General features: G+C 67.6%; 20 protein-coding genes. 10 read left to right on the top strand and 10 right to left on the bottom strand.

Going from position 1 to position 16,172, the window contains the following annotated elements; genetic code table 11:
* Positions 1-65 precede the first annotated feature (65 nt).
* From KRR55_RS03865 to KRR55_RS03880, 4 genes are all read right to left on the bottom strand, one after another.
* On the bottom strand, positions 66-206 hold the full coding sequence (locus KRR55_RS03865) for a hypothetical protein (RefSeq protein ID WP_217387757.1): 141 nt from the start codon (positions 204-206) through the stop codon (positions 66-68).
* A gap of 182 nt (positions 207-388) precedes the next feature.
* Positions 389-1,321 carry a COX15/CtaA family protein gene (locus tag KRR55_RS03870; protein ID WP_217387758.1) on the bottom strand — a complete coding sequence of 311 codons (933 nt, stop codon included), beginning with the start codon at positions 1,319-1,321 and terminating at the stop codon, positions 389-391.
* A gap of 19 nt (positions 1,322-1,340) precedes the next feature.
* On the bottom strand, positions 1,341-2,114 hold the full coding sequence (locus tag KRR55_RS03875; protein WP_217387759.1) for an ABC transporter permease: 774 nt from the start codon (positions 2,112-2,114) through the stop codon (positions 1,341-1,343).
* Positions 2,104-3,051 carry an ABC transporter ATP-binding protein gene (locus KRR55_RS03880; RefSeq protein ID WP_217388258.1) on the bottom strand — a complete coding sequence of 316 codons (948 nt, stop codon included), beginning with the start codon at positions 3,049-3,051 and terminating at the stop codon, positions 2,104-2,106. Before KRR55_RS03880 ends, KRR55_RS03875 begins: the two co-directional genes overlap by 11 nt.
* A 158-nt stretch (positions 3,052-3,209) precedes the next feature.
* Here KRR55_RS03880 and KRR55_RS03885 point away from each other — a divergent pair, with 158 nt between their 5' ends.
* From KRR55_RS03885 to KRR55_RS03905, 5 genes are all read left to right on the top strand, one after another.
* A complete protein-coding gene (locus tag KRR55_RS03885) occupies positions 3,210-3,998 on the top strand; it encodes a helix-turn-helix transcriptional regulator (protein ID WP_217387760.1) in 789 nt (262 codons plus the stop codon).
* Positions 3,995-5,455 carry a Fe-S cluster assembly protein SufB gene (gene sufB, locus KRR55_RS03890; protein ID WP_254455834.1) on the top strand — a complete coding sequence of 487 codons (1,461 nt, stop codon included), beginning with the start codon at positions 3,995-3,997 and terminating at the stop codon, positions 5,453-5,455. Before KRR55_RS03885 ends, sufB begins: the two co-directional genes overlap by 4 nt.
* A gap of 2 nt (positions 5,456-5,457) precedes the next feature.
* The gene (sufD, locus tag KRR55_RS03895; RefSeq protein WP_217387761.1) at positions 5,458-6,741 is read left to right on the top strand and encodes a Fe-S cluster assembly protein SufD; all 1,284 of its coding nucleotides are present in this window, start codon (positions 5,458-5,460) and stop codon (positions 6,739-6,741) included.
* A 75-nt stretch (positions 6,742-6,816) separates the two neighbouring features.
* Positions 6,817-7,575 (top strand): Fe-S cluster assembly ATPase SufC, encoded by a 759-nt coding sequence (gene sufC, locus KRR55_RS03900; RefSeq protein ID WP_217387762.1) that lies wholly within the window; start codon positions 6,817-6,819, stop codon positions 7,573-7,575.
* A 2-nt stretch (positions 7,576-7,577) separates the two neighbouring features.
* Entirely contained in the window at positions 7,578-7,922 is a 345-nt protein-coding gene (locus KRR55_RS03905; RefSeq protein ID WP_217387763.1) for a metal-sulfur cluster assembly factor, read from the top strand.
* A gap of 72 nt (positions 7,923-7,994) precedes the next feature.
* Here the strand turns inward: KRR55_RS03905 and ypfJ are convergent, their stop codons facing one another.
* Both ypfJ and KRR55_RS03915 read right to left on the bottom strand, forming a co-directional pair.
* Positions 7,995-8,909: a KPN_02809 family neutral zinc metallopeptidase gene (ypfJ, locus tag KRR55_RS03910; RefSeq protein ID WP_217387764.1), complete on the bottom strand. Its 915-nt coding sequence runs from the start codon at positions 8,907-8,909 to the stop codon at positions 7,995-7,997.
* Positions 8,910-9,003: 94 nt separating this feature from the next.
* The gene (locus KRR55_RS03915) at positions 9,004-9,660 is read right to left on the bottom strand and encodes a TetR/AcrR family transcriptional regulator (protein WP_217387765.1); all 657 of its coding nucleotides are present in this window, start codon (positions 9,658-9,660) and stop codon (positions 9,004-9,006) included.
* 55 nt (positions 9,661-9,715) lie between these two features.
* Between KRR55_RS03915 and KRR55_RS03920 the strand changes: the two genes are divergently transcribed.
* Both KRR55_RS03920 and KRR55_RS03925 read left to right on the top strand, forming a co-directional pair.
* Complete coding sequence (locus KRR55_RS03920) at positions 9,716-10,165, top strand: nuclear transport factor 2 family protein (protein WP_217387766.1); 450 nt, start codon at positions 9,716-9,718, stop codon at positions 10,163-10,165.
* On the top strand, positions 10,162-11,055 hold the full coding sequence (locus KRR55_RS03925) for an SDR family oxidoreductase (protein WP_217387767.1): 894 nt from the start codon (positions 10,162-10,164) through the stop codon (positions 11,053-11,055). The genes KRR55_RS03920 and KRR55_RS03925 overlap by 4 nt, the downstream gene beginning before the upstream one ends.
* Before the next feature lie 40 nt (positions 11,056-11,095).
* Here KRR55_RS03925 and KRR55_RS03930 read toward each other — a convergent pair whose 3' ends face one another.
* Genes KRR55_RS03930 through KRR55_RS03940 form a run of 3 tightly spaced genes read right to left on the bottom strand, consistent with a single transcriptional unit; the run spans position 11,096 to position 13,101 of the window.
* Positions 11,096-11,722, bottom strand: coding sequence for an energy-coupling factor transporter transmembrane component T family protein (locus KRR55_RS03930; RefSeq protein ID WP_217387768.1), 627 nt, complete (start codon positions 11,720-11,722; stop codon positions 11,096-11,098).
* A complete protein-coding gene (locus KRR55_RS03935) occupies positions 11,719-12,432 on the bottom strand; it encodes an energy-coupling factor ABC transporter ATP-binding protein (RefSeq protein WP_217387769.1) in 714 nt (237 codons plus the stop codon). Before KRR55_RS03935 ends, KRR55_RS03930 begins: the two co-directional genes overlap by 4 nt.
* Positions 12,433-12,489: 57 nt before the next feature.
* Positions 12,490-13,101: a biotin transporter BioY gene (locus tag KRR55_RS03940; protein WP_217387770.1), complete on the bottom strand. Its 612-nt coding sequence runs from the start codon at positions 13,099-13,101 to the stop codon at positions 12,490-12,492.
* A 216-nt stretch (positions 13,102-13,317) separates the two neighbouring features.
* Here KRR55_RS03940 and soxR point away from each other — a divergent pair, with 216 nt between their 5' ends.
* The 3 genes from soxR (at position 13,318) to KRR55_RS03955 (ending at position 15,080) form a co-directional block, all read left to right on the top strand.
* A complete protein-coding gene (gene soxR, locus KRR55_RS03945) occupies positions 13,318-13,797 on the top strand; it encodes a redox-sensitive transcriptional activator SoxR (RefSeq protein WP_217387771.1) in 480 nt (159 codons plus the stop codon).
* A 76-nt stretch (positions 13,798-13,873) separates the two neighbouring features.
* Positions 13,874-14,392, top strand: coding sequence for a flavin reductase family protein (locus KRR55_RS03950; protein WP_217387772.1), 519 nt, complete (start codon positions 13,874-13,876; stop codon positions 14,390-14,392).
* Positions 14,393-14,450: 58 nt separating this feature from the next.
* Positions 14,451-15,080, top strand: coding sequence for a superoxide dismutase (locus KRR55_RS03955; RefSeq protein ID WP_217387773.1), 630 nt, complete (start codon positions 14,451-14,453; stop codon positions 15,078-15,080).
* Between the two features lie 138 nt (positions 15,081-15,218).
* On the opposite strand, the gene KRR55_RS03960 is transcribed toward KRR55_RS03955, so the two are convergent.
* On the bottom strand, positions 15,219-15,995 hold the full coding sequence (locus KRR55_RS03960; RefSeq protein WP_217387774.1) for a LysE family translocator: 777 nt from the start codon (positions 15,993-15,995) through the stop codon (positions 15,219-15,221).
* Positions 15,996-16,172 lie beyond the last annotated feature (177 nt).

A 16,172-nucleotide genomic window follows, 5' to 3' on the forward strand; every position in this document is an offset into this window, starting at 1 on the left:
GGGGCCGTTTCGTTGTCGGCTGCGCCGAGTTGCCTTGGGCGCGCGCCAGGGCCGGCGGCCGGCGCTCAGCGTGCCCCGCGGTTCTCCTCGCCCGCATCGGCATATCCGCCGGGGTGCCGGGTCCCGTCGACGGTGAGCGTGCCGGAAAGGTCCTCGGCGCCGCCCTCGATGTCGATGGCGGCCATGTTTCCGGGACGCAGCACCACGGCGGATGGGATCTCCAGTGCCGGCAGCGCCCCGAGGGGCCGGAATACGCCGGCACCCAGGCGACAGCTGCCGGTGCCGATGAGGCGGAGTTCGAGGCGCAGGGGCGCCGGATGCGCAAGGAGGCCCCGGCACGCTTTCAGCGAGCCGGGGCCTCCTCGGGACTGCGGGGGTTCGGGGAGTGTCAGAACGGGAACTTCCCGGTGGTCCTGTCCCAGACGTTCACGGCGGCCGCGGCCAGCAGCGAGGCTCCGAGCATGTGGGCGAGCACCAGCAGGATCGGCAGCCCGGTGAAGTGCTGGACGTAGCCGATGACGCCCTGCAGCAGCACGACGCCGGCCAGCAGCAGCAGGGGAGTGCGCAGCTTCGCCTCCGCTGCGTGGCGGAACGCCAGCACCAGGGCGACGAGGGTTGCCGCGACCAGCAGGTAGACCGGGACCACGTGGATGCGCGTGACGATGTACGGGTCGAACATGTGGCGCGGGGCATCGGCGTCGCCGGCGTGCGGACCTGTGCCGGTGACGATGGTGCCCAGCACCAGGGCCAGCGCGGAGGCGGCGAACATGGTCCAGGCCAGGAAGCGCTGCGTGGCGCCGGCGGGCGCGCCCAGCGAGGTTTCGCCGCGGCGCAGTGCGCCGGTGCGGTTGACCAGCAGCGTCGCGGCCATGACCAGTGCCGCCGAGACCAGGAAGTGCAGGGACACGACCCACGGGTTCAGGTTGGACCAGACGGTGATGCCGCCGATGACCGCCTGGGCCGGGATGACTGCAAGCAGCGCTATCGACAGGCGGTAGATGGTCTTGTGGGTGGAGCGCATACGCCAGATCGACACGATCATGGCCACCGCGATGGCCGCGAGGATGAAGGTCAGCAGGCGGTTGCCGAACTCGATGAGCCCGTGGATCCCCATCTCGGCCACCGGGGTCATGGAGCCGGGCACGCAGTTGGGCCACTGCGAGCAGCCCAGCCCCGACTTGGTCAGGCGCACGGCGCCGCCGGTGATGATGATGCCGATCTGGGATGCGAGGGAGGCAATGGCCAGGCGGTGCACCGTGGTGTTCACGGTGGCGGGCAACTTGTCCGTCCAGCGGTTGGCGGCGGGGGAGGTGGTGCTCATGGTGTTGTGCTCCAGGATTCTAGTTCCACTTGAACCAGCGGGTTGCGGCGAAGCCGGCAATGAGGGTCCATGCCAGCAAGATGAGGATTCCGGAGACCGACCCGGTTCCGGTGATCAGGGCGGCCCTCAGGGAATCGCCCAGGGCGGCCGAGGGCAGCAGGTCGACGATCGGCTGCAGGTAGTCCGGTGCCCGGGTGCTGGGGAACAGGATGCCCCCGACGGCCGCCAGCAGGACCCACGCCAGGTTGGTGATGGCCAGGGTGGCCTCGGGGCGCACGGTGCCGGCGACCAGTAGGCCGAGGGCGGTGAACGCCGCCGCGCCGAGCACCAGCAGCGCCAGGGCCCAGCCGATGCCCGCGGGCGCGGGCCGCCATCCGAGCAGCAGCGCGGTGCCGCCGATGACGAGGACCTGCAGGAAGAGGACTGCCAACACCGCCATGACCTTGCCGTAGATCAGGCCGGCCCGGCCCAGCGGGGTGGTGGAGAGGAAGCGCAGCACCCCGTAGCGGCGGTCGAATCCGGTGGCGATGCCCTGCCCGGTGAACGCGGTGGAGACCACGCACAGGGCCAGCACGCCGGGGGCGGCGGCGTCGATGGGGTTGGCGGCGACGTCCTTGAGCAGGTCGGTGAAGACCAGTCCGAAGAGGGCCATCAGCGGCAGCACCACGGCCACGACGAGCTGCTCGCCGTTGCTGATCATGCCCAGGGTCTCGTAGCGTCCCTGCAGCAGGATGCGCCGGAGGGTTCCCTGCGCGTTGGCGGCCGCCGGGGCGGCCTGCGTACTAGTTGGCATTGTTTCCCTTGTCGGCAATCTCCAGGAACACGTCTTCAAGCGTGCGCGGTTGCATGGTCAGTGCGTGGGGCAGGATGTCCTCGCGGGTCCACCACGTGGTCAGTTCCGCCAGGTCCCCGGGGGAGCGGACCCCGTCGAGCCGGTAGTGCCCGGGCGTCGCCTCGGCGAGGGTGAGGTGCTCCGGCAGGGCGGGCAGCGCCATGGCCGCCGCCGCGGTGAAGGTCACGGCCTGGGCCGGTGCCTCGTGCGCGGCGTGCGCGGTGAGCTCCGAGACGGTTCCCTGGGCGACGTTGCGCCCCTCGTCGATGATGTAGACGTAGTCGGAAAGCCGTTGCGCGTCCTCCATGAGGTGCGTGGTCAGCACGATGCACATTCCGGCCTCGCGCAGTTCGCCGATGAGCTCGAAGACGACCTGGCGCGATTGCGGATCCAGTCCGGCGCTTGGCTCGTCGAGGAAGGCGACTTCGGGGTTTCCGGCCAGGGCTGCGGCCAGGGCCACGCGCTGCTTTTGGCCGCCGGAAAGCCGGCGGATCGACGTGGTGGCGAACTCGTCGATGCCCAAGCGCTCGATGAGGGAGTCGATGTCCGCCGGGCGGCGGTAGAACGAGGCGACGTGGCGCAGCAGCGGGATCGGGCGCAGCGAGGGCGGCAACCCGCCGTCCTGCAGCATCACGCCCACGCGCGAGCGCAGCGCCGGGCTGGCGCCGTAGGGATCCTCGCCCAGCAGGCGCACGGTGCCGCCGTTGGGACGCAGCAAGCCCTGTGCGCATCCCAGGGTGGTGGACTTCCCGGCGCCGTTGGAGCCCAGCAGGGTGGTGACGGTTCCGGGGTCGGCCTTGAGACTGATGCCGTAGAGCACGCGCATCATGCGGCCGTCCAGGGCGGGGACGGGGCCGAAATCTTTGAGCAAGTCCTCGATCACGAGGCTTGGAGACACATTGGACACCCGGCTATTCTATGTCAGGTAGAAGATGGGGCGGTCGGGGTGTGGCGCCGGTCTCCCCGGGCCCCGGTGGCCGGGTGCGGCATTAAGCCCGCGGCGAGGTAAGCAGTGCCTTACTAGACGGGCGTGCTGGATTAGCGCATGCTTGTGTTGTGTATTCATCGAATCAGACAGTGCCGGTCGGCGACGCCCCGGCACCCAACATTCCCGCGACAGGGGAAGCCGAAGAACGCACCCGCGACCGAGTCCTGTATTCCGTGTTGGAAGACGGCCCGGTCAGCGCCGCCGAACTGGGCGAGCGCCTGGGCTTTACCCCTGCAGCCGTCCGTCGCCACCTCGATGCGCTCTCCAAGCAGGGGCTCGTCGAGGTCAAGCTCGTGGCCAACCAGCGCACCGGCGCCGGCCGGCCCTCACGCCGCTACGTGCTGTCGCACCGCGGCCAAACCAAGATGGGCAACGACTACCTGGACATCGCCACCGACGCACTGGCCGAACTTGGCCGGGCTGCCGGACCGGCGGCCGTCGAGGCCTTTGCCGCCCGCCGCTTTGCCGCCATGGAACGGCGTTACCGTCCCGTGGTGGCCGAGATCGAGGGCCTCGAGGAACGCGCCGACGCGCTGAGCGAGGCGCTCAGCGCGGACGGATTCGTTGCCTCCACCCGCAAGGTCGGCGCGGATTCGCCGACCGCCACCATGCTCAGCGTCCAGCTGTGCCAGGGGCACTGCCCCATCCAAGATTTGGCCAGGGAATTCCCCGTCTTTTGCGAGATGGAAACCCAGGCCTTTTCCCGTCTGCTGGGTGTCGATGTGCGAAGGCTCTCGACACTTGCCAGCGGCGGGCATGTGTGTACGACCCACGTCCCCGTGGGCCGGAACCAAACTCCTCAGCGTGCTGAGAAGAGAACTCGAATCAAGATCACGAAGCAGGAGAGGCCGCGATGACGGATCAGATTGCACAGGAGTCCCCCGACGCCGGCGTGATTACCGAGATCCTGGAGAAGAACCCAGAACTCCAAGGAATCGGTAATTACGAGTACGGATGGAGCGACAAGAACGACGCGGGCGCCAATGCGCGCCGCGGCATCAACGAAGACGTTGTCCGCAACATCTCGGAGCTCAAGTCCGAGCCCCAGTGGATGCTGGACATGCGCCTGAAGGGCCTGAAGTACTTCGACCGCAAGCCCATGCCCACCTGGGGCGCCGACCTCTCGGGCATCGACTTCGACAACATCAAGTACTTCGTGCGTTCCACCGAGAAGCAGGCCACCAGCTGGGAGGACCTGCCCGAGGACATCAAGAACACGTACGACAAGCTGGGCATCCCCGAGGCCGAAAAGCAGCGCCTGGTTTCCGGTGTTGCCGCCCAGTACGAGTCCGAGGTCGTCTACCACCAGCTGCGCGAGGACCTGGAGAAGCAGGGTGTCATCTTCCTTGACACCGACACCGCGCTGCGCGAGCACGAAGACATCTTCAAGGAGTACTTCGGCACGATCATCCCGGTGGGCGACAACAAGTTCGCCTCGCTGAACACCGCGACCTGGTCCGGCGGTTCCTTCGTCTACGTCCCCAAGGGCGTCCACGTGGAGATCCCGCTGCAGGCATACTTCCGCATCAACACGGAAAACATGGGCCAGTTCGAGCGCACCCTCATCATCGCCGACGAGGATTCCTACGTGCACTACATCGAGGGCTGCACCGCCCCGATCTACACCTCGGACTCGCTGCACTCGGCAGTTGTCGAGATCATCGTGAAGAAGGGCGCCCGCGTCCGCTACACCACGATCCAGAACTGGTCGAACAACGTGTACAACCTGGTCACCAAGCGCGCCGTCTGCGAAGAGGGCGCGACCATGGAATGGGTCGATGGCAACATCGGCTCCAAGGTCACCATGAAGTACCCGGCCGTCTACCTGGTCGGCGAGCACGCACGCGGCGAGACCCTGTCGATCGCCTTCGCCGGCGAGGGCCAGCACCAGGACACCGGGTCCAAGATGGTGCACATCGCCCCGAACACGTCCTCGAAGATCGTCTCCAAGTCGGTGGCCCGCAACGGCGGCCGCGCCGCCTACCGCGGCCTGGTCCAGGTGCGCGAGGGTGCCAAGGGCGCACGCAACTCGGTCGAGTGCGACGCGCTGCTGGTTGACCAGATCTCCCGGTCGGACACCTACCCGTACATCGACGTCCGCGAGGACGACGTGACCATGGGCCACGAGGCGACGGTTTCGCGCGTGTCCGAGGAGCAGCTCTTCTACCTGATGAGCCGCGGCATGACCGAAGAGGAAGCCATGGGCATGATCGTGCGCGGCTTCGTCGAGCCGATTGCCCGCGAGCTCCCGATGGAGTACGCCATGGAACTGAACCGCCTCATTGAACTGCAGATGGAAGGATCCGTCGGTTAATCATGACTGATACCGCAACTCACGTAACGGGCGAAAAGGCCCGTCTCGGTGCACCCAGCATTTCCGGTTTCACCGAAGAGGGCGAAAACCTCTCTCCGTTGAACGAAGCAGAAGCAACCGCGCCGTTGGGCGGCGACGCCTCCAAGGCGCACAGCCACGGCGGCGGGGCCGGAATCCCCGATTCCTCCCGCGCCGGTCGCAAGACCAGCTACAACGTCGAGGACTTCCCGGCGCTGACCGGTCGTGAAGAGGACTTCCGCTTCACCCCGCTCAAGCGCATGGGCGGCCTGCACAAGAACGAGCTGGCCGGTACCGCCCCCGAGCTGGCGCTTTCGGGCGCCAAGGCCGCCACCCTGGAAACCGTTGCGATGACCGACGCCCGCGTCGGTTCCGCCGGAATCCCGGAGGACCGCATCTCGGCCAACGCCTGGAAGCATGCGGCCGAGGCCAAGGTGCTGACCATTCCCGCGAACTCCAGCGGCGAACAGGTCACGCTGACCTACACCGGCACCTCCACCGAGGCGGCGGCCAGCCACCTCGTGGTGGTCGCCGAGGCCAACTCCGAGTCCGTGGTGGTCATCGACCACGTCGGGTCCGTGGTGCTGGCGCAGAACATCGAAATCGATGTCCGCGAAGGTGCCAAGCTGACCGTGATCTCGCTGCAGGCCTGGGCCGATGACGCGATCCACGCTTCCTCGCACCTGGCCAAGGTCCGCAAGGACGGCCACCTGAAGCACATCGCGGTGACCTACGGCGGCGACCTGGTCCGCCTGACCCCGTCGGCGCACTTTGACGGCGAGGGCGGCGAGGTGGAGCTCTTCGGGCTGTACTTCGCGGATGCCGGACAGCACCTGGAACACCGCCTGTTCGTTGACCACGCCACCGAGAACTGCAAGTCCAACGTGTTGTACAAGGGCGCACTGCAGGGCAAGGACGCGCACACCGTGTGGGTCGGGGACGTCTTGATCCGCAAGGAAGCCAAGGGGACCAACTCCTACGAGGCCAACCGCAACCTGGTGCTCACCGAGGGCGCACGCGCCGACTCGGTGCCGAACCTGGAGATCGAGACCGGACTGATCGACGGAGCCGGACACGCCTCCACGACCGGCCGTTTCGACGACGAGCACCTCTTCTACCTGATGAGCCGCGGCATCGACGAGAAGACAGCGCGCCGCCTGGTGGTGCGCGGCTTCCTGAACGAGATCGTGCAGCAGATCCGGGTCCCGGAGATCGAGGAACGCCTGGCCGAGACGATCGAGCGCGAGCTCGCCGCCACGGACAGCTAATCCAGGCTTTTCCCACCAACACAAAAACTTCGTCGATCCACATCGACATTCACGGAAAGAGAACGGACCCAAGGCATGTCTACTCTGGAAATCAAGGACCTGCACGTCTCCATCGAGACCGAGCAGGGCAACAAGGAAATCCTCAAGGGCGTTTCCCTCACCATCAAGACCGGTGAAACCCACGCCATCATGGGCCCCAACGGCTCGGGCAAGTCCACCCTGGCCTCGACCATCGCCGGACACCCGCGCTACACCGTCACCTCCGGCTCGATCACCCTCGACGGTGCCGACGTCCTGGAGATGAGCGTTGACGAGCGCGCACGCGCCGGCATGTTCCTGGCCATGCAGTACCCGGTCGAGGTTCCGGGCGTCTCGATGACGAACTTCCTGCGCACCGCCAAGACCGCCATCGACGGGGAAGCCCCGAAGCTGCGGACCTGGACCAAGGACGTCAAGAGCGCCATGGAAAAGCTGAAGATCGATGCCGAGTTCGCCTCGCGCAACGTCAACGAGGGCTTCTCCGGCGGCGAGAAGAAGCGCGTGGAGATCCTGCAGCTCGAGCTCTTCAAGCCGAAGTTCGCCATCCTGGACGAGACCGACTCGGGCCTGGACGTCGACGCGTTGAAGGTCGTCTCCGAGGGCGTCAACCGCGCCCAGGAGGAGAACGAGATGGGCACGCTGCTCATCACGCACTACACCCGCATCCTGCGCTACATCAAGCCCGACTTCGTGCACGTCTTCGTTGACGGCAAGATCGCCGAGCAGGGTGGCGCCGAGCTGGCCGACCGCCTCGAGGACGAGGGCTACGACCGCTTCCTGAACGTTCCGGCCTAGTCATGAGCGTATCGAACGAAACGACCAGCGGGTCGGCGGAAACCGAGCTTGAGGACGTCGAAGAGGCGCTCAAGGACGTCATCGACCCCGAGCTCGGCGTCAACATCGTCGACCTGGGCCTGCTCTACGGGCTGAAGTACGCCGATGACGGTGCACTGCTCATTGACATGACCCTGACCACCGCCGCCTGCCCGTTGACCGACGTCATCGAGGAACAGGTCAGCCAGGCACTGGAATCGGTTGTCGATTCCTACCGGCTGAACTGGGTCTGGATGCCGCCTTGGGGTCCGGAGCGGATCACCGACGACGGCCGCGACCAGATGCGGGCCCTGGGCTTCAACATCTAGCCAACCGCAACGCAAACAAGCGAGGTGCGCTTCCCTTCGGGGAAGCGCACCTCGCTTGTTTGCGTTGGGTGCTCAGGCTCCGGGCTTGTCCAGGCTGCGCGCCGAGAGCGTGTCGCACTGGTTGATGTCCCCGGTCGAATACCCCTGCAGGAACCACGCCTGGCGCTGCGCCGAGGAACCGTGCGTCCAGCCCTCGGGGTTCACCCGCCCGGTGGCCGCCTCCTGGATCCTGTCGTCGCCCACCGCGGAGGCCGCCGAAAGCGCCGACTTCAGGTCGGCCTCGGTGAACGGATCCATGAAGGTGTTGCCGTTGGCATCCTTGGTGTTCGCCGCGTGAGCGGCCCACATCCCGGCGAAGCAATCGGCCTGCAGCTCCACGCGCACCGCGCCGGAGGTCGCCCCGGTCCCGCCCTGCTGGGAGGCGGCCAGGGTGCCGATGGTGTTCTGGATGTGGTGGCCGTACTCGTGGGCCACCACGTATTCCTCGGCCAGCGGCCCGCCGTCGGCGCCGTAGTTGGTGCTCAGGTCGGCGAAGAAGCCGGTGTCGAAGTAGGCGACGCGGTCCGCGGGGCAGTAGAACGGGCCCACCGCGCTGGTGGCCGTCCCGCACTCGGTACTCACCTGCCCGTCGAAGACCTCGACCCCGGGGCGTTGCACCGCCACGTCGTATTGCGGCAGGTAGTTGAGCCAGAAGCTGTCCAGCGACTGCGTCGTGGCAAGGATCCGGCAGTCGGTGCGGGCGTTGGCGTCGGCCCCGGTCTTGCATTCGGAGATGGCCGACGGGCCGGTCTCGCCCGGGCCCTGCTCGATGCCGGGATCCCCGCCGAGCCCCAGCTGCGTCAGCATGTCGGGGTTGATGCCCAGCAACGCGGCGATCAGCACCACGATGATTCCGCCGCCCCCGGCGGCGATCTTTCCCCCGCGGCCGCGGCCGCGGGAGTCCCTGATGCGGCCCGAATCCAGTTGTGCGTCGTCGTTGAAACTCATGGTTCATACAATACGTGCGCACCTGGGTTTTTGGTGGCGTGTCGCGCTCCGGGTCCCCGTTTGCGTCATGACCTGCCGCAATGGCCCGGACGCGTCAGGGGCGCGGAGACGCCGGGCGCACAAGCGCGCCCGCCATGGAATCAGCCACGTAGCGGGCGAAGCGCTCGGAGTCCCATCCGCGCTGCAGCACGAGCAGTTCGTAGAGCTCGGGGGAGCTGTGCAGCCACATGATGTCGACGGCCTCGTCGAAACCGACATCGTCCCTGAGGTAACCGCGCTCCTGCAGGAATCGAGCGTTGTGGCGCATCCGTTCCAGTCGCTCGGCGTTGGACTGGGCCTGGAGCCCGGCCATGTTCGCATCGCTCGCCGCGGCGGAGCGCACCAGCAGCAGGATCGGGGTCAGCGTTACCGCGACCTCGGCGGTGAGCCGTCCCCACAGCGACATCAGCGACTCGGCGTCGGCTGCGTGCTGCCGGAGCCGATCCGAGCGGTCGAAGGCCGCCCCGGGACCACTGCCGCGCAAACCGCGTGCGTAGATGGCCCGGACCAGCCCCGGCTTGCCGCCGAACGACTTGTAGATGGTCTCCACCGAGACCTGGGCGTCGTCGGCGATAAGGGCGATCGTTGTTCCCGGGTATCCCCGGGCCAGGAGCCGCGCTTCGGCGGCGTCAAGGATCGCGTCCCGGGTCTTCTGTGCGGCCGCGCGCCGGCCTCGGGAATCATATCCACGCGGGGTCTTGACTGTGGGCATTTCTGGTTCCATACTTCGTATTGGTTACACCGTACTGTATCAAATAGGAGCTGTCATGGACGACCCGGCGACGCGCGACCTGGCGGCATTGCTGGGACGCCTGGTGGACGCCGTCAATGCACACGATCTCGACGCGCTCGTTGCCTGCTTCGCCCCCGGCTACCGCAACGAGACGCCCGCCCACCCCGCCCGCGGCTTCACCGGGTCCTCGCAGGTCAGAAGCAATTGGGGGCGGATGTTCGCCGGGATCCCCGACCTCGGCGCGCGGGTCCTGAGCCAAGCCATCGACGGCGGAACGGCCTGGACCGAATGGGAACTGCGCGGCACCAGGGTCGACGGTGCGCGGCAGCTGATGCGCGGCGTCATGATCTTCACCGCTGCCGACGGGTTGCTGGATTGCGTGCGACTCTATCTGGAACCGGTGGATGAAGCCGGCGGCGATGTCGATGCCGCCATCGAACTGATAGCGGGTGCCGCGGCGGCACCGGAAAAGGACTTGCCATGATTCTCGTCATCGGAGCCACCGGCCAACTCGGCGGCCTCATCGCCCGACGGCTCCTGCTTCGCGGCGAAGACGTGCGCGTGCTGGTGCGCGACCCTGACGCGCCGCCGGCCCGTGCCCTTGTTCGGGCCGGCGCGCAGGCCGTTCCCGGCGACCTGTCGGACCCTGCATCGCTGCGGGCGGCATGCGAATCGGTGCAGGGTGTCATCACCACCGCGAACTCGATGTCACGCGGCGGGCCGGACACCATCGACTCCGTCGATCGCCGCGGCAACGCGAACCTCATCGATGCGGCTGGCGGTGCCGGAGTGCAGCGCTTCGTCTTCATCTCCGCGCTCGGCGCGGATCGCCAGAGCCCGATGCCCCTGTTGCGGGCCAAGGGCGAGACCGAGCAGCGCCTGAGGGAGAGCGGGCTGGACTTCACGGCGCTGCAGCCGGACTTCTACATGGACCTGCTGCCGATGGCCGTCGTGGGTGCCCCGGCGTTGGCAGGGGACACCGTCACGCTCATCGGCGAGGGCCGGCGCAGGCACTCGATGGTGGCGATGTCCGATGTCGCAGACTATGCGCTTGCGGCATATGGCCGGGACGACGCCATGGGCCGGGCGCTGCGGCTCGGCGGACCCGAGGCCGTGTCGTGGCTTGATGTGATTGCGGCCTTCGAACGGCACATGGGCCGGGCGGTCCCGGTCCGCTTTATTGCGCCGGGGCTGCCCGTGGACGAAATGCCCGAGATGCTCGCCGGAATGCTGGCAGCGCTGGAGACCTATGATTCAGAGCTGGACACCGCTGCCTTGGCCCGTCGCTACGGGGTGGTTCCGACATCATTGGATGACTTCGTGCGCGGCGTGGTGGAGGCAGCCCGCCACGGCGACCGGCTGCGAATGGCGTAATTAGGCCGATGGGCAGCTCGCGCGGGGTGCACGGCTCCGGTTAGTTGCGCTCCATGATGCCGCGGGCGGCCAGCGCATCGGCGGTGCGCTGGGCGTAGGCCACGGTGTTGATGACCACCGGCGCGGCAAGGGTCGCCGGATTGCGTCCGATGCCGCGGGCCCTGGCCGCATCGGAGAGCTCCTGCACCGAGGTCGCGATCGCCGGGATGCTGCGCAGCATCAGGGCCACGGCCAGCGCGATGGTGGCGGGACTCCCTCCCACCAGGCGCACCGGGGCCGCCGCGCGCTCCAGTCCGTCGAGCAGGGCGGCCTGGGTCGTGGTCAGCAGGACCAGACGCCCGCACTGGATGACCGCGAGCATGCCGCTGACCAGGGTGAGGGCGAAGAGCGGGGTGTTCAGGATCGATTGGTAGATGCCCAGGATCGCAAAGATCCACCAGAGTTGGCGCAGCGGCGCGGCCCAGGCACGCAGCACCCGGGGACCTGCCAGGGCAAAGAGCCCCACGCCCAGCGCCAGCGTGCCCAGCCCGACGGCGGGGACGCGAAAGGCGAGCACCGCGGTGCCCACCAGCACGACCACCAGGTACTTGGCCAGCAGCGGGGCGCGGTGCACGGGGCTGGTGCCGGGCAGGTAGTGTCCCAGCAGCATCTGGTGGGAGGCGCTCACGAGGCCAGGCTCCCGTTGCGGACCAGTCGGCGGTATGTGTCCACGGCCTCCGGTGCTGCACCGTCGAAGACCACCCGGCCTCCGGCGACCAGCAGTGCGCGGTCGGCCGCCGCTGCGAAGTCCAGGTCGTGGGTCGCGTAGATGACCTGCTGCTCCAGCGTGCCCAGGGTGGCCTGCAGCAGTTCGTTGTTGGCCAAGTCCAGCAGCGTGGTCGGTTCGTCGGCGACCAGGATGTCCTGGCCCGCCGCCAGCACGCTGCACAGCGCCACCAGCTGCCGCTCGCCGCCGGAGAGGTCGTAGATGCTGCGCCGGGCCAGGTGTCCCAGGCCCAGCGAGGCGAGCGCCTGTTGGGCGGCGGCGCTGCGCGCAGCCCGGTTTCGGTGGCTGGCCTTGAGCGAGAGCTCGACGTCCTCGGCGACGATGGGCATCACCAGTTGCGAGAGCGGATCGGTGAAGAGGAAACCCACGCGCTGCCGCACGGCCTTGGCCTGCCGCACGGTGTCAAAGCCATGGACGGTGACGGTCCCGGTCGAGGGGGAGACCAGCCCGTTGAGCAGGCGCAGCAGCGTGGACTTGCCCGAGCCGTTGGCACCGATCACGGCAATCCGCGACTCGGTGAGCTCGAGGGTGCACGGGGCCAGGATGGTGCGCGGCTCCTGTGCCTGGTCGTCGGCGGGGACGAAGACTCCCGCGTTGTTGAAACGGATCACGCTTAACCGTATTCCCTGCTGCCGTCGTGGATGGAATTGTGCCGCTGTCGGCGGAAGCTAGGCCCGGAAGCGGCGGCGGGCGAAGGCCGGGAAGGCCTTGAAGACGCTGACGGCGATGGCGGCGGCAAGCAGGTTCTTGACCACGTCGCCGGGCCAGTACGCCATGTCGAGGATGAAGGCCTTTTCCAGCGGGATCTGTGCGTTCAGGCTCATGCCCAGGATGCCCAGCGGGTGGATCACCAGGATCGAGCCGCCCATGGCCGCCAGGAACAGCCAGGGGAAGCGGCGCCGTGTCGCCTTGCGCAGCACCAGCGTGGCCAGCGCGCCGGTCACCAGGGCCGCCAGCGGGAAGGCGAGCAGGTAGCCGGCGCTGGGCGCCGCGAGCGCGCCGAGCCCGCCGGAGAACTTGGCAAAGATCGGCACGCCGGCCAGTCCCACCAGCACATACAGCGCGGTGGCCGAGCCGCCGCGCAGCGAGCCCAGGATCAGCGCGGTGAGCGCCACGCCCATGGTCTGCAGGGTGATCGGAACGCCCAGGGCACCCACCGGCACGGCCGGAACCAGGGTCAGCACGGCGATGAGGGCGGCGAAGACCGACACGAGTGCGAGGTCGCGGGCGCCAATGCGGGCTGGGGACTGTACGTAGAGGTGCTGGCCGGGAGTGGTCATGGCGGTGGGGGATTCCTAAGCGTTCAGGGGCGGTGTGCGGGTGTGTGGTGTCGCTGCGCCGCGTGCGGGTCCTGCAAACAGAATACTTGAACACCGTTCAAATGTGGTGATCGACGTCCGGCGGATTCGTCACAAAAGTCAACGGCGGCACCGTGAACGGTCGCGGGTCGCGAGCCTCTGCGGGCGGGACGCGATGCCGCGGGGGAGAATGGAGTCATGGATACGGGTGATGGAACCTCGCTGGATTTGTCCGTGGGGCAGCTGGCCGAAAGGGCGGGCGTCGCGGTCTCGGCGCTGCACTACTACGAGCGCGAGGGATTGATCTCCTCGTGGCGGACCACCGGCAACCAGCGGCGCTTCGACCGCAGCGTGCTGCGCCGCGTGGCCGTGATCCGGGCCGCCCAGCGGGCCGGCATTCCGCTGCGTTCTATCGCCGAGCTCTTTGCCGGGCTGCCCGCCGACGGGACGCCGCGCAAGGAGGACTGGCAGGCGGTCTCGGCGGCCTGGCGCGAGGACCTCCAGGAGCGGATCCACCAGCTTCAGTCGTTGCGCGACGGGCTGGGTGGCTGCATTGGCTGCGGCTGCCTCTCGCTGGCCGAATGCGGATTCGTAAATCCCAACGACCGGCTCGCCGACGGCCGGGGCGGCGCCAGCTTGTTCCGGGAGGAAACGCAATTTGACCTCAACCAAGGTTGAGGTTCTAGCGTGGTGGAGTAACGGGCCAACCCGCCACACCCGGTGGACGCCCCGAAGAGAGGAACCTCGACCCGCCGTGCAAACCCACCTTCCGGCCGCCACGATCGCGGACCAGTTTCGCCTCGCCTTTGGCAACCATCCCGCTGGAGTCGCAGTGGTGACGGCGGCCGGATCCCGCGGACCGGTCGGAATCACCGCCTCGTCGCTGATTTCGGTTTCGGCCGATCCCGCATACCTGGCGTTCAACATTGCGCGGCGCTCCGGCGCCGCCGAGGCCATCCTGGACGCCGAGCACATCCTCGTCCACCTTTTGACGGCCCGGAACGCCGATGTGGCCGCTCTGTTCGCCGGCCCCGGCGAGGAGCGCTTTGCCAAGCTGCCGGGATGGGAGAAGCTGGCCACCGGGGAGCCGCTGATCCACGGCGTGGGTGTGGCGATGCGCTGTTCCATCGAGTCGCGCGTTGCCGCCGGGCCGGCCACGGTGGTCGTTGCCTCGGTGCTCGACGTCATTTCCGGCCAGTCCACCGCCGCACCGTTGGTTTACCACCGGCGCGGCTACCACAGCATCGGTGAGCACACCCGCCTCACCGCTTGACCGGCCCCCGGGAAATCCCGCGGCCGGGTGTCCACGAAACATGAGTTGAGGAGTCATTTTGGCTATTTATACCTTGCCCGAGCTGCAGTACGATTACGCGGCCCTGGAGCCGAGCATTTCGGCGCGGATCATGGAGCTGCACCACTCGAAGCACCATGCGGCGTATGTCGCGGGGGCGAATGCGGCGTTGGAGCAGCTGGCCGAGGCCCGCGAGAAGGGCGAGTTCGGGAATGTGCCGAAGTTGTCCAAGGACCTGGCGTTCCACCTGGGCGGTCACACGAACCACTCGATTTTCTGGAACAACCTGTCCCCGGAGGGCGGGGACAAGCCCGAGGGCGAGTTGGCCGCGGCGATCGACGATGCCTTTGGCTCGTTTGACGCGTTCCGGGCGCACTTCACGGCGGCGGCGATGAGCCTGCAGGGGTCCGGTTGGGCGTTGCTGGGCTTTGAGGGCCTGGGTGGCCAGCTGGTCATCGAGCAGCTGTATGACCAGCAGGGCAATGTGCCGGTGGCGACGACGCCGTTGTTGATGCTGGACATGTGGGAGCACGCGTTCTACCTGGATTACGTGAATGTGAAGGCCGACTACGTGAAGGCGTTCTGGAACATCGTGAACTGGGCGGATGTCTCGGCCCGCTTCGAGGCGGCGCGTGCCGGTGCCCCGAAGCTCGTGGTCCCCGGCAAGTAACACGCCACCGCCGGAGGCGGGCTAGAAGCGGGCCGTCGGCCGGAGCAGCTCCGACCGGCGGCCCGCTTGGCCCGTGGCCCGGCTGCGTCGATCGTTCGACGTCAACGGTGCCCACCGCATCCGGTCGGTGGCCAAGCGTCAGTGGCCAAGCATTGCCGCCAGCATCTGGATCGAGCCCAGCAGGGTCGGGGCTTGTTCGATGAGCAGCAGCAGGCCCAGCGCAATCATGATCAGGCCGCTTGCCAGGGTGATGAAACGTGCCGCGGTGGGGCGCTGGCGCAGCAGCGCCCGGGCGCCCAGGGTCACGCCCGTGTAGATGAACAGCGAGAGCACCATGTGGCTGGTGCCGAGGATCGCCGTTTGCACCGGGACCGGCAACGCTGCGTCCGCGTGGATGAATTGGGGGATAAGGGCCAGGTAAAGCAGCAGGGCCTTGGGGTTCGTGCCGCTGGTTCCCAGCCCGCGGAAGAAGGCGGGGCCGAGGAAGCGCTCCCTGGCCTCGGCGGTGGTTGCCACCATGGTGGTCGTTCGCCGGAGCGTGTCGGCCCCGCCGCCGGCCGTGCCCGGTTCCGTCGGGTCCATGCCGCTGCCATACGGCTCCGGTTCGGTGCCCTCCTCGGCGCTGAAGCCCGCGCCGCGCCAGGAGCGGGCGGTGCCGATTCCCAGCCAGAGAAGGTAGGCGGCGCCGATGAGCGTGAGCCAGGAAAGCAGTTGCGGCATCCCGGCAATCAGGGCCGCCATTCCGCCGACAATGAGCAGGGTGTGAAAGATGTACCCGCTGCACAGTCCCGCCACCGCCGAGGACACCCGGTGCCGGCCGAGTCCCGCGGAAATGGCGTACGCCCAATCGGCACCCGGCGTCATGGCCAGGGCAAATGACACCGCGATGAAGCCGTAGATGACTTGAAGGTCCATGACCGAATCTCTTTCCTGCCGGGAATCTACCCGCAAGCTTAGGAAGAAATAGACGAAATGTGCTTGCCGGTTCTCGCTCCGATTTCCGTCAACTAAGAAGAAATCTCCTGATATGTTTAATTGTGCGCAAGAATCTAGCGCGCAGATTTGAAATCACCGGGAAAACACACGAGGGGA

Origin of the sequence: Paeniglutamicibacter quisquiliarum (assembly GCF_019084045.1) — a bacterium.
Taxonomy (GTDB): Bacteria; Actinomycetota; Actinomycetes; order Actinomycetales; family Micrococcaceae; genus Paeniglutamicibacter; species Paeniglutamicibacter quisquiliarum.